Annotated in this window: 20 protein-coding genes; 11 read left to right on the plus strand and 9 right to left on the minus strand. The window is 68.3% G+C overall.

The genetic code is table 11. The features are described from left to right. A complete protein-coding gene (locus tag OG555_RS33330; RefSeq protein WP_329476533.1) occupies window positions 1-2,004 on the minus strand; it encodes a hypothetical protein in 2,004 nt (667 codons plus the stop codon). A gap of 262 nt (window positions 2,005-2,266) precedes the next feature. Here OG555_RS33330 and OG555_RS33335 point away from each other — a divergent pair, with 262 nt between their 5' ends. Together OG555_RS33335 and OG555_RS33340 are read left to right on the plus strand one after the other, a co-directional pair. Continuing rightward, a complete protein-coding gene (locus OG555_RS33335) occupies window positions 2,267-2,488 on the plus strand; it encodes a hypothetical protein (RefSeq protein WP_329476534.1) in 222 nt (73 codons plus the stop codon). A 15-nt stretch (window positions 2,489-2,503) separates the two neighbouring features. Further along, complete coding sequence (locus OG555_RS33340) at window positions 2,504-3,187, plus strand: GAP family protein (RefSeq protein WP_329476535.1); 684 nt, start codon at window positions 2,504-2,506, stop codon at window positions 3,185-3,187. A gap of 32 nt (window positions 3,188-3,219) precedes the next feature. Here the strand turns inward: OG555_RS33340 and OG555_RS33345 are convergent, their stop codons facing one another. Further along, a complete protein-coding gene (locus OG555_RS33345) occupies window positions 3,220-4,806 on the minus strand; it encodes a S53 family peptidase (protein WP_329476536.1) in 1,587 nt (528 codons plus the stop codon). 163 nt (window positions 4,807-4,969) lie between these two features. Next, window positions 4,970-5,794, minus strand: coding sequence for a polyphosphate kinase 2 (gene ppk2, locus OG555_RS33350; RefSeq protein WP_329476537.1), 825 nt, complete (start codon window positions 5,792-5,794; stop codon window positions 4,970-4,972). 110 nt (window positions 5,795-5,904) lie between these two features. On the opposite strand from ppk2, the gene OG555_RS33355 reads away from it, so the two are divergent. Together OG555_RS33355 and OG555_RS33360 are read left to right on the plus strand one after the other, a co-directional pair. Beyond that, window positions 5,905-7,593, plus strand: a complete 1,689-nt coding sequence (locus OG555_RS33355) for a SulP family inorganic anion transporter (RefSeq protein WP_329476538.1) — start codon at window positions 5,905-5,907, stop codon at window positions 7,591-7,593. A 62-nt stretch (window positions 7,594-7,655) separates the two neighbouring features. After that, entirely contained in the window at window positions 7,656-8,672 is a 1,017-nt protein-coding gene (locus OG555_RS33360) for an aldo/keto reductase (protein WP_329476539.1), read from the plus strand. 29 nt (window positions 8,673-8,701) lie between these two features. On the opposite strand, the gene OG555_RS33365 is transcribed toward OG555_RS33360, so the two are convergent. Continuing rightward, window positions 8,702-9,910 carry an MFS transporter gene (locus OG555_RS33365; RefSeq protein ID WP_329476540.1) on the minus strand — a complete coding sequence of 403 codons (1,209 nt, stop codon included), beginning with the start codon at window positions 9,908-9,910 and terminating at the stop codon, window positions 8,702-8,704. Window positions 9,911-10,016: 106 nt separating this feature from the next. After that, window positions 10,017-10,640, minus strand: coding sequence for a TetR/AcrR family transcriptional regulator (locus tag OG555_RS33370; protein WP_329476541.1), 624 nt, complete (start codon window positions 10,638-10,640; stop codon window positions 10,017-10,019). 121 nt (window positions 10,641-10,761) lie between these two features. Between OG555_RS33370 and OG555_RS33375 the strand changes: the two genes are divergently transcribed. The 7 genes from OG555_RS33375 to OG555_RS33405 all read left to right on the plus strand — a co-directional run bounded on the left by OG555_RS33375 (window position 10,762) and on the right by OG555_RS33405 (window position 17,609). Next, on the plus strand, window positions 10,762-11,748 hold the full coding sequence (locus OG555_RS33375) for an alpha/beta hydrolase (protein WP_329476542.1): 987 nt from the start codon (window positions 10,762-10,764) through the stop codon (window positions 11,746-11,748). Then, window positions 11,736-13,094 (plus strand): ABC transporter substrate-binding protein, encoded by a 1,359-nt coding sequence (locus OG555_RS33380; RefSeq protein ID WP_329476543.1) that lies wholly within the window; start codon window positions 11,736-11,738, stop codon window positions 13,092-13,094. Before OG555_RS33375 ends, OG555_RS33380 begins: the two co-directional genes overlap by 13 nt. Window positions 13,095-13,096: 2 nt before the next feature. Continuing rightward, window positions 13,097-13,984: a carbohydrate ABC transporter permease gene (locus tag OG555_RS33385; protein ID WP_329476544.1), complete on the plus strand. Its 888-nt coding sequence runs from the start codon at window positions 13,097-13,099 to the stop codon at window positions 13,982-13,984. After that, the gene (locus OG555_RS33390) at window positions 13,981-14,793 is read left to right on the plus strand and encodes a carbohydrate ABC transporter permease (RefSeq protein WP_329476545.1); all 813 of its coding nucleotides are present in this window, start codon (window positions 13,981-13,983) and stop codon (window positions 14,791-14,793) included. The genes OG555_RS33385 and OG555_RS33390 overlap by 4 nt, the downstream gene beginning before the upstream one ends. Next, on the plus strand, window positions 14,790-15,728 hold the full coding sequence (locus OG555_RS33395; protein WP_329476546.1) for an alcohol dehydrogenase catalytic domain-containing protein: 939 nt from the start codon (window positions 14,790-14,792) through the stop codon (window positions 15,726-15,728). The genes OG555_RS33390 and OG555_RS33395 overlap by 4 nt, the downstream gene beginning before the upstream one ends. Continuing rightward, entirely contained in the window at window positions 15,725-16,654 is a 930-nt protein-coding gene (locus tag OG555_RS33400) for a helix-turn-helix transcriptional regulator (RefSeq protein ID WP_329476547.1), read from the plus strand. Before OG555_RS33395 ends, OG555_RS33400 begins: the two co-directional genes overlap by 4 nt. Before the next feature lie 70 nt (window positions 16,655-16,724). Continuing rightward, window positions 16,725-17,609 carry an aldo/keto reductase gene (locus OG555_RS33405; protein WP_329476548.1) on the plus strand — a complete coding sequence of 295 codons (885 nt, stop codon included), beginning with the start codon at window positions 16,725-16,727 and terminating at the stop codon, window positions 17,607-17,609. Between the two features lies 1 nt (window position 17,610). Here the strand turns inward: OG555_RS33405 and OG555_RS33410 are convergent, their stop codons facing one another. The 4 genes from OG555_RS33410 to OG555_RS33425 all read right to left on the minus strand — a co-directional run bounded on the left by OG555_RS33410 (window position 17,611) and on the right by OG555_RS33425 (window position 20,041). Then, window positions 17,611-18,480 (minus strand): LLM class flavin-dependent oxidoreductase, encoded by an 870-nt coding sequence (locus OG555_RS33410; RefSeq protein WP_329476549.1) that lies wholly within the window; start codon window positions 18,478-18,480, stop codon window positions 17,611-17,613. An 83-nt stretch (window positions 18,481-18,563) separates the two neighbouring features. Next, window positions 18,564-18,863 (minus strand): hypothetical protein, encoded by a 300-nt coding sequence (locus tag OG555_RS33415; RefSeq protein ID WP_329476550.1) that lies wholly within the window; start codon window positions 18,861-18,863, stop codon window positions 18,564-18,566. A gap of 85 nt (window positions 18,864-18,948) precedes the next feature. After that, window positions 18,949-19,284 (minus strand): STAS domain-containing protein, encoded by a 336-nt coding sequence (locus OG555_RS33420; RefSeq protein ID WP_329476551.1) that lies wholly within the window; start codon window positions 19,282-19,284, stop codon window positions 18,949-18,951. Continuing rightward, window positions 19,277-20,041, minus strand: a complete 765-nt coding sequence (locus tag OG555_RS33425) for a GAF and ANTAR domain-containing protein (protein ID WP_329476552.1) — start codon at window positions 20,039-20,041, stop codon at window positions 19,277-19,279. Before OG555_RS33425 ends, OG555_RS33420 begins: the two co-directional genes overlap by 8 nt.

A 20,041-nucleotide genomic window follows, 5' to 3' on the forward strand; every position in this document is an offset into this window, starting at 1 on the left:
TCAGGAGTCGGAGCGCACCGAGGGCAGGTCTTGCTCGACGCTCCCGTCGCCACCCTGAGAATAGGTTTGGCCCGCGTCCGGGAGCTCACCCGATCCAGGTGATTCCAGCGCGAAGGCGGCGCGGTCGAAGTACAGGTACGCGACGGCCGCGGCGGTGATCGGCATCGCGAGGGCGAACATGATCGACGTCCCGAGGTTGATCAGCGTGGGGGCCAGGTCGGTGGCGAGCAGCAGGACGATCCCGGCGATCGGGCCGGCGGCCAGGCCGAGTCCGATGATGATCGCGAGTGGCACCGCGGTTCGCCACCACCGGCCCTTGACCAGCATCCGGCTGCGTCTCAGCGCCGTACGTCCGGAGCGCTGTTCCGCGACCACGATGGGTAGGGCGAACGCCCGGCTGACCGCGTAGTAGATGGCCACGGGGATCGTCGCGATGAACAGTGCGAGGACGGTGAACACGACCCAGTACTGCACAGCCGCGCGAGCCAGTGGCCGCCAGTTCGAGACCACCTCGCGCACCGTGAGCTTGGCCGTCACCTGGACGCCCCGATCCAGCTGGTCGAGCGTCGTCGTCACGGTCGCCAGCAGGGCGCCGTACGTCGCAATCGTGAGGATCGTGACCGCCAGCGCCACCAGGGACGCCCACAAACCGGGCGAGTTCTCGGTCGGAGCGCCGAGGTCGGTGGGAGCGTCGCGTCTGGCCATCTGAAACTCGGTCAGGACGACCGTGCAAAGGCTGAGTACGACGAACGCCGCCGCGAAGCCGGCGAACAGGATCGGCCGCAGCCGGAACAACCTCAGCGCGGCGGTGACAGCCTGTCCCCAGGCCCGCCGCTTCCGGGCCGGCAGGGGATCGGCATCGCTCCACCGCGTCCGGCTCGCCGCGAACCAGATCAACGCGACGAGTGCGGCGAGGATCAGGCCGAGCAGCCAGGTCCGGTCGAGGGTTTCGCGGACCAGGTTCGATCCGGCCGCGACCGCCGCACAGAAGGCGCCGGTGCTGCTCGGGCCCAGCAGGGAGCCGGCCGGGACGACACCGCTGTCGTCCCGCCACGTCGTCTCGGCATCCTGGATGGGCGCTGTCCACGAGTCCTTCATGTTCGGCCCGGTGGGTCCGTCGAAGAAGGACCTCTGCCGTTCGCCCCACCGTCCCTCGAACGCCAGCCAGGGATACTCCTTCACGTAGTCCGCGGTGGCCATCGGCACATAGGCGACGTGCGGACTCATCGGGGCTTTCGGCCTGGTCGTGTCGTCACAACCCAGCCCCTCCGAGCCGCGACCGAGGTACAGGCGCTGACCGAACTTGTTCGCGTGCGAACCCGCGGCCGGATAGACGACCGGATGGGTTCCGTCGACGATCTCGAGCTTGGCGTCGCCCCACCGGGCCCGCTCGGCGCCGCCGTGCTGGCTGAACCCGACGGCGGTCGGGTGCGTGGCCAGTGCGGCGGCGGGCGTCGGCGCGTCGAAGACGAGCTGGATCGATTCCCAGTCGCCCTCGTGAGTGTTGTTGTAGTCGTTGAAGACGTAGAAGAACCAGTACTCCAGCGAGATCTGCCCGGGGAACTTGGGGTCCGTGGCGACGTGGGCATAGACGGTCGCCGGATGCACCGCGTTGATCCGCGCCGACCACTCGGCATAGTCGCACCCCGGGCGCAGCGGATCGCCGGGGAAGTCCAGGAAGTGACCTGGGTAGCCACGGCCGAGGTCCTGGTCCCGCGGCTGCGTCTTGACCAGGTCGGGCGGCCGCCACGGCCCACGGAGCGCGACCTGCTGGTCACCCAGGACCGCCTCGACGTCGGTGGGCTGGAACTGCTCGCCGTCCTCGCATCTCGACGAATCCTGCTGCAGCCGGACGACGGGGGAGTAGCGGTCGGCCAGCAGTTGCCCGGCGGCGTCCTCCGGGGAACCCGCGGCGACGGCCGCATCGGCACGGCCGACGAGCAGCACTGTCAGCACGGCGGACAGCGCCAGCGGCAGCGCCTTCTTCCAAGCACGGGCCGTCATGGCGACAGCATGCGCACGCTGAGGCGGTCCGCGCACCATCCGTCTCCGACTCACCGAGACAGGGCAGGTCACCCGATCCAGGTGATCCCTCCCCCCTGACTGCCCGGGTCCAGGCTTGCTTCGACCGTACGACGGGCAAACCGCCCCGGCCCAGCTGGGTGAGAGTTCGCCAGTCGGACGGCTCGTCGTCCAGGAAGGGTGATGCTTCCCGGCGCCGGACGCTGGAGAGTCGTGTCGAGGGGCCGTGAAAGGGGGCGTTCCTATGGGCCATTACGTCATCCGGGTGAAGGGCACCTTGTCACCTGACCTGACCGACGCGTTTCCTTCGCTGGCCGCCGACTCGGAACCGGCGCAGACCGTCCTGCACGGATACCTGGACGACCAGGCGGCGCTGGCAGGTATTCTCAACCACCTCGACATGCTGGGGGTGGACATCCTCGAGGTCATGCAGGTCCCGCCGACCCGGCCGCCGAAGAGTGCCTGAGCTCTCGAAGGAGTGGTGAGGTTGTGGCCCGTCGTCGGTGCGGTGCTTCCCCAGGCGATGGCGATCGCCTTGAGTCCCGTGCCGATGGTCTGCATCGTGCTGGTGCTGATGTCGCGCCGCCCGGTGCGTGCCGGGCTGAGCTTCGCCGCGGGCTGGGTCGGCGCGCTGGCGATCGCGGTCGGACTCGTCGCGTGGCTCACTGACACAGTCGCGGAGAAGAACGCGGACGCGGCGCGTGACGGAGTCGACCTCATCCAGCTCGCGGTCGGCGTCCTGTTCGCCGTACTGGCTGTCCGGTACTGGCGCAAACGTCCGGAGCCTGGCGTGCCGCCACCCCGCCCGGCGGTCGTCGATCGGATCGCCACCATGGCCGCACCCGCCCTGGTCCTGACCGGCGCGGCCGCAGCCTTGGCGAACCTGAAGAACCTCCCGCTCGTCGTGAGCGCGGCCAGTTACATCGGTGGCGCCGGCCTCGCCCCCGGCACTACGGTCGTCGCCGCGGCCATCTTCGTCCTGGCTGCCTCGGCGACAGTCCTCACCCCACTGCTGGCGGTCGCGATCATGGGCCCGGACCGATCGGCCCCGACCCTCAAGAGCATCGAAACCTGGCTCCTGGCCAACCTCAACACCATCACCGTCATCCTCCTGGCCGTCCTCGCCACCGTCATGATCGGCAACAGCCTCGACCTCTTCCGCTGACCGCTCGTCGTGCACGTGGTCAGTCGAGATAGCTAGGTCGTGAGAGCTGTGATGAGCCGACCGACGTTGGGGACGCCGAGGCCGGTGACCTCGTCGTACCCGGCGCCGGCTTGGAAGGCGCCGTTCGTCCCGGCGGTGATGTCCCGGAAGCAGGGCCCGCCCGCGAGTGGGTAGAGCTGCGGGTTGAGGAATCCGAGCGCCGGCTTCCCGGCCCGGGTGCGGGCCTCGTTGATCAGGGCGCAGAACGCTGCCCACACGGGTGCGCTCCAGCTCGTTCCACCGATCTGAGTCGCCGCACCGTTGAGGATGAGCAGTGCGCCGGTACCGGGGTCGGCGACGAGGCTGACGTCCGGCACGAGGCGGCGGTCGCCGGCGGGCACTCCGGCGGCGGTCTGCCAGACCGGCCGGCCGAAGAAGATGCTGGCGCCGCCGCCGCTGCCGGCCCACCCCGTTTCGGCGCTGACCGCGCCTTGAGGGGTCAGCTGCAGTGAGGTTCCGCCGACACCGATGACCGCCGAGTCCGACGACTCGTACTCGGCCTGTAACGGACCGTGGGAGCCGTGACCGGTCTGATCGGGGTTCGAACCCGCGTCACCGCTCGACACGAACACGTTCACGCCGGCCGCGGCGAGCCGGAGGAACTTCTGATGCTGGATGGCGACCTCACCCTGGGGACCGCCCAGGAAGGTCTCACCGAGGCCGAGGCTGATGGACAGTTGCCGTAGGCCCGGGTTCCGCGGGAGGTCGGCGATGATCCGGTCGAGCGCGCGGTCCAGAGCGACGAACGACAGCGATCCGCTGGCGTAGACCCGGATCCTGGCTCCTGGCGCGATGCCGCTCGACCAGGCGACGTCGAGTGTCTCTTCGCCTTCGGGCGGTCCCAGGGCCGCGCCGCTGACGTTGATCTTCTTGATCCGCGACGCCTTGGTCTTCAGGTCGTTGGCTTTCCAGAAGGCCGTGATGTCCGATGTCTTCGGGACTGTGTCGATCAGGATCGCGATCGTCTGCCCGGTGCCGTCCACGGTGAGGCCAGCGGCGCCGTAGGCCGCGAGAATCTCGGATACGAGGTACGGCGGCGAATTCAGGACCCTCGCCGCCTCCGCGGCCGGGATGGGAGGAACGACCGATCGGAAGTGCTTGTTGGCGTGCCGGAACGGCTGCAACCCGATGATCGCCTGGACGCCTTCGCCGACGGTGGCCGGCAGGCTCGGCGCATTGCGGGCCGCGGTGAAGGTGATCCCGTCCTTCGTCACTTGCACCATGTCGACCTGCAACTGCTTGGCCAGGTTCGCGACCGTGGAGGTCGTGTAGACGCTCGTCCCGTCCTCGGACACATGCTCGACGGAGAATCCGTGTCCCTCCAACCACGTCTCGAGCTTGGCGCGTTCACCATCCGCTGCCCGGATCGCCGCGAGCTCACCGGCCGGTACGACGTCGCCGCGGGCGACCGCCTCCTCCAGGCTGCGCTGGGAATCGGCGGGCAGCGCGAGGGAGAACATGACCTCCATCGTCTCGGCCCGATTGCGCGGCGCCGCCGCCTGGACGACCAGCCCGCCGGCCACGAGTCCATCATCAGGCGGCAACGGAACAACGCTGTCTTCGAACACCTTCCTGGCCATGTCTCCTCCTTGGTAACGCCGGTTTCCCGTTGCGAGGGAGGGCGCGGTCCAGGGCCAGGGCAGGCGGCATCGATGATCGGAGGCCGGTGGCCGAGAGTTGTGGCAGGTGTCCCCCCTGTTGCTTCCGACAGTCCTCCTCGGCCGAACCAAGGTCAATCCCCCATCAGCGGCGGAGGGCGGCGGCGTGGTCGGGGACCTGGGTCTGCATCTCGCGGGGTGGGCGTTCGTAGCCCTTCGACGGTGGGCGGGGTGGGAGGTCGATCGGTCGCCGCTGGACCTCGTGGTACTGGAGCGTGGACAGCAGGTGGGCGATCATGTTGATCCGCGCCGAGCGTTTGTCCTCGCTCTCGACGACGTACCAGGGCGCCTCGGGGATGTCGGTGTGGACGAACATCTCGTCCTTGGCGCGCGAGTAGTCCTCCCAGCGGGTGATCGACTCGAGGTCCATCGGGGACAGTTTCCAGCTGCGCATCGGGTCCTCGAGGCGGCGGCGGAAGCGGTTCTCCTGCTCGCCGTCGCTGACCGAGAACCAGTACTTGCGCAGCAGTACGCCGTCCTCGATCAGGAGCCGCTCGAAGATCGGGGACTGATGCAGGAACCGCGCGTACTCCTGGTTCGTGCAGAACCCCATCACCCGCTCGACGCCGGCCCGGTTGTACCAACTGCGGTCGAACAGGACGATCTCGCCGGCGGCCGGCAGGAGCTCGACGTACCGCTGGAAGTACCACTGCGACCGCTGCCGCTCGGTCGGCGCCGGCAGTGCCACGATCCGCGCGACCCGCGGGTTGAGGAACTGCGTCACCCGCTTGATCGTGCTGCCCTTCCCGGCGGCGTCCCGGCCCTCGAAGACCACCACCAGCCGGGCGCCTTCCACGCGCACCCATTCCTGCAGCTTCACCAACTCGGCCTGCAGGTTCAGTAGCTCCCGCTCGTACCGCTTCTTCGGCAACCGCTTCTTCGCACCACTGATCTTCTTCGCACCACTCATCCCTGAACCATCTCGCATCCGCGTCCGGCTTGCACGGCCCTGTAGCACCGAAAAAGTCCGTGACTCCACGACACTATGAGCAGGAAGTGGTCTGCGAGGGGAGGTGCGGGGTGGCCGGCTGGTCGTTGTCTGCTCCCGGTATCACCCTCCTGCGCAGCTATCGCAAGGGCTGGCTGCGGTCGGACGTGATCGCGGGTGTGACGGTGGCGGCGTACTTCGTGCCGCAGGTGATGGCCTACTCGGAGTTGGCTGGATTACCCGCCGTGACCGGGCTGTGGGCGTCGCTGGGGCCGCTTGTGCTGTATTTCCTGCTCGGGTCGTCGCGGTTGCTGTCGCTCGGCCCGGAGTCGACCACGGCACTGCTGACCGCGGCGGCGATCGGTCCGCTGGCCGCTGGTGACCCGGCTCGCTATGCGGTGCTGGCCGCCGTACTGGCGCTCTTGGTCGGCGCGATCTGTGTGGTGGGATGGCTGGCGCGGCTGGGGTTCCTTGCGGATCTGCTGTCCAAGCCGGTGCTGATCGGCTATCTGGCCGGTATCGCGGTGATCATGATGACCAGTCAGCTCGGGCGACTGACCGGCGCCCCGGTGCATGGTGATTCTCCGCCGGCCCGGGTCTGGTCGGCGATCCAGTTGTTCGGCGAATGGCAGTTGGCGCCGGTGCTCTTGTCAGTGACCGCCTTGACGCTGTTGCTCGCATCGGCGCGCTGGACGCCGTGGCTCCCCGGACCGCTGATCGTGGTGACCCTGGCCGCGGTGGTGACGTGGGCAGCTGACCTGGCGGACAAGGGAGTGGCAGTCGTGGGGGAGGTGCCGAGTGGTCTCCCGGTGCCCCACCTACCGCCGGTGACGGGTAAGGACATCGCGTTGCTGGCGTTCCCCGCGCTGGGCGTCGCGCTGGTCGGCTACACCGACACCGTGCTGACCGGTCGCGCGTTCGCGACCCGCGGTGGTGAGCCGCTCGATCCGGATCGCGAGTTGCTCGTCCTCGGGCTGGGCAACCTCTCCGCAAGTCTGGTGCACGGGTACCCGATCAGCAGTAGCGGCAGCCGGACCGCGGTCGCGGAGGCAGCCGGCGCGAAGAGCCAGGTGTACTCGCTGGTGGCCGCGGCGGTCATCGTCGCGACCTTGCTGTTCGCCGGCCCGTTGCTGGCGACCTTCCCGATCCCCGCGCTGGGCGCGCTCGTCGTCTACGCAGCCCTCCGGCTCATCGAGGTGGCCGAGTTCCGCCGCATCGCCGCCTTCCGCCGCAGCGAGCTGTGGCTGGCGCTGGCGACGACGGTCGGTGTGATCGCTCTGAACGTCCTGTACGGCGTACTCGTCGCTGTCGGGTTGTCGGTTCTCGACGTACTGCGCAGAGTCGCCCGGCCGCATGACGGCATTCTGGGGTATGTGCCGGGGATCGCCGGCATGCACGACGTCGACGACTATCCGGACGCGCGCCCGGTCCCCGGCCTGGTCGTCTACCGCTACGACTCACCGCTGTTCTTCGCCAACGCCGAGAACTTCCGCAGCCGAGCGCTCGCCGCCGTCGACGCCGCCGAGCCCCCGGTCCGCTGGCTGCTGCTCAATACCGAGGCCAACATCGAGATCGACATCACCGCCCTCGATGCCCTGGACTTGCTGCGCGAAGAGCTCGCGGGACGCGGCATCGTCCTCGCCCTGGCGCGCGTCAAACAGGACCTCCGCGACGACCTCGAAGCAGCCGGCTTCCTCGAGCGGCTCGGCCCGCACCGAATCTTCTTCACGCTCCCCACCGCGGTCGAAGCGTTCCGCCGGGAAACCGCCACCGACGCCTGAAGCACCTGGTCGCATCGCGGACAGTGCCCACCGGACAGGGGACATCGGGAAGAATCGCCGGTGTGACGACCTACCGCGCGGCCGCTGACCGCTACGAACGTCTGCAGTACCGCCGGGCGGGCCGATCCGGGCTCGACCTGCCGGCGCTGTCGCTCGGGCTGTGGCAGAAGTTCGGCGCTGACTACCCGTTCGAGAAGCAGCGGGAGATCGTGCTGCATGCCTTCGACCTGGGGATCACGCACTTCGACAACGCGAACCGGTACGGTCCGCCGTTCCGCGCCGCGGAGAAGTTCTTCGGCCACGTGCTGCGGACCGATCTGGCGCCGTACCGTGACGAGCTGATCCTGACCACGAAGGCGGGGAATCCGATCGGTCCGAGCCCTTATTTCAAAGGCGGTTCACGCAAGTCCCTGCTGACCTCGCTGGAGCACAGCCTGCGCGACCTCGGCACCGAGTACGTCGACATCTTCTATCACCACCGCGCAGATCCCTCGACTCCGCTCGAGGAGACGGCCGGTGCCTTGGTGAGCGCGGTCCAGCAGGGGAAGGCGCTGTACGTCGGTGTGTCGAACTACCCGACCGCCGCGGCGCATACGATGGCGGAGCTGTTGCGTGCGGCCGGCGTACCGCTGCTCGTGCATCAGCCGAGGTACTCGATCTTCGATCGTGGGCCGGAGAAGTCCGGGCTGCTCGACCTCGCCGGCGCCGACGGGTTCGGACTCGTTGCCTACAGCCCCTTGGCTCAGGGGCTGCTGACGGACAAGTACCTCGCTGGCCGGATCCCGGCCGGTGCCCGGGCCGCCAACAGCACTTTCCTCTCGCCCGAGCAGATCGACGACGTCTACCGCGAGCGTGCCGCGGCCCTCAACGGGATCGCCCGGGACCGCGGTCAGTCCCTCGCGCAGCTCGCACTGCAATGGGTGCTGCGTCGGCCCGAGATCACGACTGCTCTGATCGGCGCGAGCTCGACCGGTCAGCTGGATCACAATGTCGCCGCTCTGGACTTCCCGCCACTGACCGAGGCCGAATTGACCCTCATCGACCAACACGGCATCCACGGCACCGCCCAGCGCACCTAAGCAGCCCTCGTGACCCACTTCGGGATCCGTCAGGCCTTCATGCGCACGCTGAGCCGGGCGGTCAGTACGACGAAGGCGACCAGGGCGAGGGTGGTCAGGCCGGCCGGGACGAAGAAGACATGGGGGAGGCCGATGATCGCCACGCCGATGCCACCGATCGCGCCGCCGATGGCCGAGCCGAGTGGGATGGAGCTGAGGAAGATGCCGGACGCGGTGCCGACGCCTTCGGGGTAGAGCTGTTGTGCGATCGACACTCCTAGCGCACCGACGCAGGCCCACAGGCCGGCCGTCAGTGCTTGTCCGAGGAACAGTCCGCCGACGGAGCTGCTGGTCGCGTAGGCGATGTTCCCGGCCAGGCCCAGCGCGGCTCCCACCGTCATGATCCGCAGTGGTCCGTAGCGGTCGGCCAGCCGGGCCACCGCCGGCAGCATCAGCAACTCCAGCAGCGGCTGGATTCCGATCACCGCACCGCGCACGGAGTCGGAGACATGCAGCTGTTCGGCCATGTAGATGGGCAGATAACCGAACTTGATCGTGTCACCGGTCATCGCCAGGACGCAGATCGCCGTGAAGACCAGCAACGGCATCATGTGGTCGAGCCGTCGCCGGCCCTCGGGGAGCGGCGAGATCCCCGGATCCTCGTAGCGCTCCACCCGCTGGCCGCCGAGCGGCAGCATCTGCGCGAAGACGCAGGCCGCGGTCGCCACCAACAGCGCACGCAGCCCGAAGACACCACCGAACCAGCTGCCCAGCACCGGTCCGAGGATCCAGCCGACGGTGAAGGCCATCCGGATGGTCGCGATGACCCGGTTCTCGGCTTTCGTCGGGTGTCGGCTCAGCTCATCCCGGCAGGCCGCGAACAGCTGTGCCATCGACCCGCCGGCCAGGCTCAGCGCCACGGTGCTGATGACGAACGGAAGCCACACCGTCTGCGCAGCCGCCATGGCGAGCCAGCCGACACTCCCGATCACCGCGCACACCCGGAACCAGAGCAGTCGATCATGGCTCCGGTCCGACCACCGGCCGACCAGGAAGCCCGCCACCGGGGCGGCCAGGTTGGTGACGTAGTACAACCCGGCCACCGGCAGGGGAGTACCCAGGTCACGCACCAGGAAGAGCGTCAGCTGGGGAGTCGCGGCCGACAACCCGATCCCCGCGATCAACAGGGCCAGGAACGCCGAGCGATAGAACTTCGACCGGACGACAACGCGCAGCGCAGACTCGGACCGGTCGAGCATCAGCCCCCACCTAGTTGTGCAAGAACGTTGCCGAAACCATATCCGGCTTGGCGGCGGGCAGCGTTCACCGCTGTGATTCTGATACGGCGGCAAGGGCAGCGGCTGCTCAGCCGGCTGCCATCTGTGCCGTCTGCTGTGCGGCCCAGGTGGTGGCGGCGTCGGCGACCGGGATCGTCGGGTTCACCAACCAGGCGGCCTCGAGCCCGTAGCAGAAGGCGATGATCTCCATCGCCTTGAGCTGCGGATCGAGGTCGTCGCGCATCTCGCCGCGCTGTTGTGCGGACCGAAGGGTCGCCGTCACCCGCTCGATCGTCGTCCGGTAGCCCTCGACCAGGCGCGGGTGGAGGTCGGTGTCGGGGCTGACGTTCTCCCCGAGCACGACGGTGTTCATGCCGAGCAGGCTGTAGACCTTGTCGTCGTGCTGGCTCGGCCAGCTCACCATGTGCCGGGCGATGATGTCGACGATCTTGATGCCGGGGTCGGGGCCGTCGCCCCACAGCCACTCCTCGGTGAAGGCCAGGTGGCGGTCCAGGACGGCGTTCAGCAGCGCTTCCTTGCTGCCGAAGTGATAGAGCAGACCGGTTTGTGACACGCCCGCCTCGGCGGCGATATCGGCCAGGCTCGTGCCGCGCGCCCCGTTGCGGGCGATGAAGCGGACGGCGACGTCGACGATGCGCTCCCGCGTCTCGAGGCCCTTGGCCGAGGTCTTGGGCTTCTGAGTGGCGGGCACGGTCGATCTCCTCGCGGTGGCCGGGACGGTTGTCGCCAAGCATAGACAACCGACTGAGTACTCGGTAGCTTTTGCAAAACAGACTGAGTACTCAGTCTGGAATGACGAGAGGACGGATGCGATGCGTGCAGCTGGCCACGACGAGGACACGACGCCACGGCCACACGAGCAGGTCCAGGCCTTCCTGGACAGCTCCGGCCCGTCGCCCGACCCGTGGAGCGCCGACATCGCGATGGTGCGGGCGGACGCGCGCGAGAAGGTCCTGGCCGTGTCCGGCGAGCCCGCGCCGGTGGCGTCGGTCGAGTCGATCGGCGCGGACGGCGTACCGGCTCGGCTCTACCGGCCTGCGGGCGCGGAGCGAGAGGTGTTGGTGTGGGCGCACGGCGGCGGCTGGATGCACGGCGACCTCGACACCGCCGACTGCGTCGCCCGCGCGCTGGCGAACCGGGCAGCCTGCGCGGTCTTGTCGATCGACTACCGGCTCGCGCCCGAGCATCCCTTCCCGGCCGGTTTCGACGACACGTGGACCGCGATCGCGTGGGCACGGCGCAACTTCGATCGCGTGGCCGTCGGTGGCGACAGCTCGGGCGGCAATCTCGCTGCGGCGACGGCGCTCAAGGCGCGCGACGAAGGTGTCGAGCTGGCGGCCCAACTGCTCGTCTATCCGGTGATCGACAGCACCGAGGACACCGACTACAAGGTCGCGTTCCGGCAGCGGTACGCGACCTTCGCGGGCCGGCCGGGTTTCGGCGCCAACAGCTACCGGCGGCTCGAGCACATCTGGGAGACGTATGTCCCCGACCCAACGGCTCGCAAGGCGCCGTACGCGTCCCCGCTGCACGCTCAGTCGGTGGACGGCGTTGCGCCGGCGACGATCATCACCGCCGAACACGACTTCCTCCGCGGCGAGGCCGAGGAGTATGCAGAGCGCTTGAGGACAGCCGGCGTACCGGTCGAGCTGGCCGAGTACACGGGCCAGATCCATGGCTTCTTCGAGATGTTCAGCGTCATGACCGACGCGCAGCACGCCGTCAACGTGGCCGGCGACGCCGTACGTCGTGCGTTCCCATCCATCCAGCCTTCGAAGGAGTTCTCGTGCGATCGCTGACCCAGTACCGCGGAATCGTCCGGGTGGTCGCCGTAGCCGCGACCGCCACCTTGCTCCTCGCCGCCTGCGCGCCCGGTGGCAGTTCCGAAGCCGGTCCGGCGTCGTCCGGGCCGGTGTCCACCGGCGTCGGCACCGAGCCCGTCACGCTGAAGCTGCTCGTCAACAGCGGCGTCGACGTGCCGTTCTACACCGCCCTCGGGGAGCTGTTCCACGCCAAGTACCCGAATGTGACGGTCAAGGTGGACAACCAGGACTACGCCACCCTGACCACGAACATCGCGCACATCCTTGCCGGGAGCAACGTTCCGGACCTCGTCCGCGTCTCGCAGCTCGGCAACCTGATCGGGGACCATCTGCTGACCAGTCTGGACCCGTATGCCAAGGCGTACGGGTGGGACAAATGGCCGCAGTCGCAGTTCGACTCCATCCGGGTCGGGCCGGACGGCAAGCAGCGGGGGACAGGTTCGCTCTACGCCGCCGGCGCCGGTTTCGGCCTGACCGGGGTGTACTACAACAAGAAGCTCGCGCAGCAGATCGGTATGACGCAGCCACCGGCGACCGTGGCCGAGTTCGAGCAGCTGCTCGCCAAGGCGAAGGCCAGCGGGCTGCAGCCGATCATGATCAACGGCAAGGACGGCGGCAGCGTCTACCCACTGCAGAACCTGGTGATGTCGTCGGCGGACGCCGCACAGGCCGTCCAGGACTGGAACTACGCCAAGCCCGGCGCGAGTATCGACAAGCCGGAGACGGTGAAGGCTGCCACCACACTGCAGCGTTGGGGACAGGCGGGATACCTGCCGGCCGATGTGAACGACATCGACCAGACCCGCGCGCCGGCCGAGTTCCTCAAGGGCAACGGCGTGTTCTTCCCGAGCGGCAACTGGCAGGCGCCAGGTCTGGACAAGGGCGGGGCGGGCCAGTTCGGGTTCTTCCTGTTCCCGTCGGGTGAGGCCGGTGGACCGTCGTACGCGATGACCGCTGCCGCCAACCTGGGGATCCCGGCGAAGTCGGCCCATGCCGATGTCGCGGCCGCATTCCTGAACTTCGTACAGACGAACGAAAAGGCGCGGCAGGACACTGTGAACCTCGGCGGCCTGGTGCCGGCAGGCCCTTCGGATGCCTCGGCGCCGACCGCGCCGGAGGGATCGGCGGTTGCCGCCACCGTCAGCGCGTTCCAGGAATTGCTGAAGAGCAACGGGCTCGTCGGCTTCATGGCTGACGCGACGGCCTCGATCCATGTCAACAGCCTGATCCCGCAAACACAGCTGCTGCTGGCCGGCAAGACGACGCCCGCGGCGTACGCGGCCAAGGTGCAGGCCGACTACGAGCGCGACCTCGGGCAGTGACGGTGGCGAACCGACCCCGGAACGTACGGCGGCCCAGGCAGTGGAGCGCGCTGCTCTGGGTCGCGCCGGCGTTCGCGATGTACGCCGTGTTCGTGCTGTACCCGATGCTTCAGTCCGTTCAGTACTCGTTCTACGACTGGGACGGCATCGGCCCGTCGAGACCGGCCGGGCTGGACAACTGGAAGGCGATCTTCACCCGGCCCGAGTTGCTGCATTCCGTGGAGCACGCGTTCATCCTGATCGTCTTCTACACGGTCCTGCCGGTCGGGCTCGGGCTGGTCGCGGCCTCACTCATCCGCGAACTCCGGCCCAGCGCGTTCAACACGACCGCCCGGGTGGTGCTGTTCATTCCGCAGGTGCTGCCGCTGGTCGCGGCCGGCATCGCCTGGACCTGGATGTATTCGTCGAACGGTCTGGTCAACCAGGTCCTGCGCGCGGTCGGCCTTGAACGGCACACCCGGGCGTGGCTCGGTGACTTCACGTTCGCCTTGCCCGCGGTCGGCGTGATCGGGGTCTGGGTCATGCTCGGTTTCTGCACGGTGCTGCTGCTGTCCGGCATCGGCAAGATCGACCCGGCGCTGTACGAGGCGGCCCGGCTGGACGGCGCCGGGCGGATCAGCGAGTTCTTCGCCGTGACGCTGCCCGGGCTGCGCCGGGAACTCGTCGTCTGTACGACGTTCACGATGATCGCAGCGCTGGCGAGCTTCGACATCATCCAGATCTCGACCCAGGGCGGCCCCGGCTACCAGACGATGGTGCCCGGCGTGCAGATCTACAGGCTGACCTTCCTGCAGCAGCACGTCGGTCAGGCCTCGGCCCTCGCGGTGTTCCTGGCCGCGCTCGTCCTGGTCCTCATCTGGCCGATCCAGCGTCTCGGGAGGGAGCGATGACGGCTCACCGCGTCACCCGCACCGGCATCTTGCTCGCGCTGATGCTGTTCGCGATCGTGCCTCTGCTGAGCATGTTCACCACGGCGCTCGCGGCGCCGGGCAGCTCGCCCCAGGGACTGACCTGGCCGAGCGACCCGCACTGGCACAACTTCGTGGACGCGTGGAACGCGGCGAACTTCCTCGCCCTGTTCCGCTCGAGCACGCTGATCGTGCTGGGCGTCGTCCCGGCCACCGTCGCCATGGCCACCGCCGCGGGCTACGCCCTCGCTCAGCTGAACGTGCCCTTCGGCAAGGCGATCTACGGTCTTCTGATCGTCGGGCTCACCCTGCCGTTCGAGGCGCTGATCACCCCGCTGTACTACGACCTCCGGGGCATGGGCCTGCTTGGTACGAGGCTGGCGATCGTGCTGCCGCTGATCGGACTGCTGATGCCCTTCGGCGTCTTCTGGATGCGCGCGCACTTCCTCGGCGCCGAGCCGGCGCTCACCGAAGCCGCGAAGGTCGACGGCGCCACCACCTGGCAGACATTCCGCCGGGTTCATCTCCCACTGGCCACCTCCGCCTGGTCCGCGTTGGCTGTGCTCTTCTTCCTGGCGAGCTGGAACCAGTACCTGCTGCCGCTCGTCCTCGTCGACGACCCGACCAAGCGGACCGTGGCCGGCGGGCTGGGCGCCTTCCAGGGCCAGTACGGCACGGACATCGTGCTGCTGTGCGCCGGATCGCTGCTGATCATCCTGCCCTCGTTGGTGATCTTCCTGATCTTCCAGCGCAACTTCGTCAAAGCCCTGATGCAAGGAGCCGTGAAGTGACATACGCAGCCCACCGCAGCGTCGTCGTCGCGCCGGCGACCTCGCAGCTCGAGAAGATCGAGGTCCATGCGCCCGGCCCACGCGAACTCCTGATCCAGGTGGTCGCGAACGGCCTGTGTGCCAGTGAGCTGCCGGCCTGGTCGCGCGGTCCGACCGACGGTGCTCCGATGACGCTCGGGCACGAACCGGTCGGCCGGGTCGTCGAGGTCGGCGGCGGTGTCGAGAAAATCGCGATCGGCGACGTCGTCACCGGCCGGCTGACGGATTCGTTCGCCGAGCTGATCGTCGTACCGGCCGAGGACGCCGTCGTCGTCCCGCCCGGACTCAGCTTCGAGGCGGGCATCGGTGAGCCGCTCGGTTGCGTCGTCGAGGCGTTGCGGCGCGCTCGGCTGGACACCGGCGATCGCGTTGCTGTGGTCGGGGCCGGCTTCATGGGTCTGTGCCTGATCCAGTTGCTCGCCACCAGCGCAATTGGCGAGCTCGTCGCGATCGACGTACGAGAGGACGCGAAGCGGGCCGCATTCGGGTACGGCGCGTCAGCCGCGCTCGACCCTGATGAGGTGGCCCAGTTGGCCGACGCGTTCAACGTGGTGTTCGAGGTGAGCGGGACGCAGGGCGGCCTCGACCTGGCCACCAGGCTCACTCGATCGGGCGGCACGCTCGACATCGTCGGGTACCACCAGGGCGCGCGTACGGTCGACATGCAGGCCTGGAACTGGAAAGCCCTCGACGTCGTCAACGGCCATGTCCGGGATCAGCGGCGGCTCACCGACAGCATCCGCCGTGGGCTCGACGTCGCCGCCAGCGGCCGCATCGACTACGCGTCGCTGTTCACGCATCGCTATGCACTGGGTGACCTCGACCGGGCGTACGCCGACCTCCGCGCCAAGCCCGACGGCTTCGTCAAGGCGCTGATCGTGCTGACCGAGGAATGAAGGCAGGCACTGGCAATACCTGTTCCGTGGCGCCGGACGCCTCTACGGTCGATGCCGTGGACAACCGCAAGGACATACATGACTTCCTCGTCAGCCGCCGCGCCCGGATCACGCCGGAGCAGGCGGGCCTGCCGACATGCGACGACAAGCGGCGCGTGCCCGGGCTGCGCCGCGAGGAGGTCGCCTCCCTCGCAGGCGTCAGCTTCGACTACTACGCCCGGCTCGAACGCGGCAACCTCGCCGGAGTCTCCGAGCCGGTGCTCGAGGCGCTCGTCGCTGCGCTCCGGCTGGACGACGCCGAGCGCCAGCACCTGTTCGACCTGGCCCACGCGGCGTCGGCGCCGGTCCGGTCCGCCAGGGCGAAGAAGGCACCGGCCAGCGTGCGACCCAGCATCCTCGCAATTATCACCGGCATGACCGGTACGCCGGCGTACGTCCGGAACGCTCGTATGGACGTCGTCGCCGCGAACGACCTCTGCGTGGCCTTGTACGACGGCATTCTCGACACGCTGCCCGTGAACGTGGCGCGGTTCGTGTTCCTCGATCCGCGGTCGGCGAGGTTCTTCGCCGACTGGAACACCGTCGCCGACGATCTGGTCGCGGCTTTGCGTCGCGAGGCGGGGCGCAACCCCGAGGACAAGGCTTTGAGCGACCTGATCGGCGAGTTGACCACTCGCAGCGATCCGTTCGCCAGTCGTTGGGCCCGGCACAATGTGCGTATTCACAGCACCGCCCGCAAGCGTCTGCGCAATCCGGTCGTCGGCGAGATCGAGCTGACCGGTGACGCGCTCGAGCTCACCGGCGACGACCTGATCGTCATCGCGTATTCGGCCGAGGCAGGCAGCCACGCCGAGGACCAGCTCAAACTCCTGGCCACTTGGTCCGCCACCGAGCGGCAGCAGACAGATCGGGCTCCACAGTCCTGAACCAGGTACTGCCAATGCGTGGTTCGGCAGTCACTCCCGCGCCGGAGTGAGGATGTCTAGCGTGGCCGGCATGACTGTTCCTCTGCTCAAGCTCAACAACGGTGTGGAGATGCCGGCCATCGGCTTCGGTGTCTTCCAGACGCCGCCGGACCAGACCATCGCCGCCGTCGAGACAGCGCTGGCCACCGGCTACCGGCACGTCGACACGGCCGCGGCGTACCTCAACGAGCGCGAGGTCGGCGAGGCGATCCGTCGCTCCGGTCTCGACCGTTCCGAGGTCTTCGTCGAGACGAAGGTCTGGATCACCGACTACGGCTACGACGAGACGTTGCACGCCTTCGACAAGAGTGCCGGCAAGCTCGGGATCGAGCAGCTCGACCTGCTGATCCTGCACCAGGCGTTTCCTGGCGAGTTCGAGTTGACGATCGGCGCCTACAAGGCGCTGGAGACGCTGCTGGCCGACGGCAAGGTCCGCGCGATCGGCGTCAGCAACTTCATGGCCGACCACCTGGCCCGGTTGTTCGAGGCAACCTCCGTGGTGCCGGCCGTCAACCAGCTCGAGGTGCACCCGTACTTCCGCCAGTCCGAGGTGCTGGCGGTCGACGCCGAGCACGGGATCCTGTCCCAGGCGTGGTCGCCCATCGGTGGGATCACCTTCTACCGCGACGGTTCTCACGGGAGCACCCTCGAGGACGCGACCATCAACGAGATTGCGGCGGCACACGGCAAGACGCCCGCCCAGGTGATGCTGCGCTGGCATCTGCAGCAGGGTCGTCAGGCCATCCCGAAGTCGGTCACGCCCGCGCGGATCGCGGAGAACCTCGACGTCTTCGACTTCGAGCTCACGGCCGAGCAGCTGACCGCGATCGACGCGCTCGACACCGGCGTACGCGGTGGTCCGAAGCCGGAGCAGATCACCCGCGAGAACTTCGGCATCGTGATCCCCGAGGCCTGAGTCAGCTCAGGCCGGCGGCTGCGGCGATCAGCTCGATCTGCTGGAGGTCGGGGTTGGCCGGGAACAGGATCAATTCGTCGCAGCCCGCGGCGGTGAAGCCGGCGACGGTGTCGGCGACCGCCTGCTGGGTGATGAGGGCACTGCCCACGACCCTGTCGACGTACGCGCCGGCGAAGCTGTAGTAGTCGCCGAGATAGCTCCGCGCGTGCTGCTCGGCCTCGTCGCCGAGGCTCACGTATCCGATGGCGACCAGGCGCGGCTCACCTTCACGTCCTGCCTCGCCCCACGCACCTCTGGCCTTGGCGGCTGCGGCGGTGAAGGCGTCCGGTCCGCCGGCGCCGAGGATCCAGCCGGCGCCGTACTCGGTCATCCGGCGGAAGGCGGCGGGAGACCCGCCACCGATGAGCAGCGGGGGACCGCCTGGTCGCATCGGGGCCGGCCCGATCGCACCGGCGTACCCCCGCGACTCACCGGCCCACACCGCTCGCATCTCCGCGAGTTGTGCGTCGAACACCTTTCCACGCCTTTCGTACGGCGATGCCGTCGCCTCGAAGTCGTCCGGGCGCGATCCCACCGCGATGCCGACCGTCAGCCGGCCCTCGGAGAGGCGATCCACGGTGGCCAACTGCTTGGCCAGCAGCGCACCGTTGCCGCGGTACGGGCCGATCATGATGGCCGTCGTCAAGCCGATCCGCCCGGTCACCGCCGCCGCGGCGGCAAGCGTCGAGATCGGCTCCAGATTCCCGTACACAATCCGGTCGAGCGTCCCGAGGGTCGAGAACCCGGCCTCCTCGGCAGCCCGCGCCCAGTCCAGGACCAGCCGTCCGCGAATACCCGGAATCGTGGACGGCAGACCGATACCAACATCCATCAGAGCTCTCCCTGGTTCGCAGTGTTCGGGGCGTTATTCCAGTTTCTCCCCAGGCAGTCCGCAGCAGCTCCCGTCTGCACCACCTAGGGCCGTAGTGATCCCCATGGCTGGAGAGGCATGGGGCAGATCGGGTCCGTGGCGGCGTCGTTCAGGTCGTAGGCCACGAAGGGGCAGCGGGTGCAGTAGAGGAGGCCGTCGGCCGGGTCGCTGAGGAGGTCGTGACCGTAGGCCGGGCCGGCGGCTGGGCAGGTCGTGTTCTCGATCTCGGCGCGGTCGGTGAAATGCGCGCCGCACAAGAGACAGACCGGGGTGGCGCTGGAGCGCCCCATCCGGGAGAGTTCCACCACTCGATGGCCGTTGATTTCAGTGAAGAAGTCAGTCACGATCCTCTTTCCCCGGAGAAGATGTGGGCGCTGCCTCCCCAGTGCCCCGTGCCGCGATTCTTACGCACCCCAGCAAACGGATGACCTAGGCCGGTTCGGGGATGTCGTCGCGGATGACCAGGAGACGGTGCAGCATCGTCAGCTTGATCGTCGACTCGAGCTGCGGCCGCAGCCGTGCCAGACACAGGTTGCCGCCGGCGTCCTCGGCCAGTTTGTGGAGCCTGACGAAGACTCCGAGACCGCTCGAGTCACAGAACGCCAGCTCCGCCAGATCCAGGATCAGCGAGCGCCCGGCCTCAGCCAGCGGCTGCACGACCTTCAGGAAGCCGGCGGTGGTGCCGAAGTCCAGCTCGCCGGAGACCCTGACCACGACGTCCGCCCCGCGATCCAGTACGTCGACGGACAGGTGCTCGTCACTCACCGTGCGTGCCTCGGAGTTTCCGGGTGTCGATCAGTTCCTGCGCGACATCGCGCAGTTTGGTGTTGTGCTGCTGTGAGTAGCGCTTCAGGATCTCGAACGCGCGGGTCTCGTCCAGGTCGAAGCGCTCCATCAGAATGCCCATCGCCTGCCCGACCAGCTTGCGCGCGTCCACCGCCGCGGCCATCGTCTCGTCGTCCCGTGCCGAGGCAACGGCCACCGAGGCATGCCGAGCCAGGATGTGGGCGATCGCTTCGTCGTCGGCGCTGAACGCGTTCGGCTGGGTGTTGAAGAGAGACAGCACGCCGATGAGCTGGTCGCCGGCCCACATCGGCACATGCAGGGCCGATCCGACCCGGTACTGCGTGACCCGTGCGGTACACGCCGGCCACCGCGTCTCGATCTTGACCTCGGGGACATAGACCGAGACTCCCTCGGCGAGCGCGGTCAGGACCGGACCCTCGCCGATTTCGCATTGCAGTTCATAGAGCTCGCTGACCAGGGGGTCGGTGACCGCAGCGATCTCCCGGCTGCCCCGCAGCGTGAGCATGACACCGGCGTACGAACAGGCCTCCGCCTGGAGCGCGAACTGCACGACTGCCTCGACCGTCTCGGTCATTCCCTCCGCGTGGTGGAGTTCGACCGCGAGGCGGGCGAAGGCATCCGCTCCGAACGCCGCACGGTCGTCCGTCGCGGCCGACTCGGCCGGCGGGTTCGCGCTGTGGCTCCGAACGCCGGAGAGCCGAGCTGAATCGTCCAT

This window comes from Kribbella sp. NBC_01484 (genome assembly GCF_036227145.1).
Taxonomy (GTDB): domain Bacteria; phylum Actinomycetota; class Actinomycetes; order Propionibacteriales; family Kribbellaceae; genus Kribbella.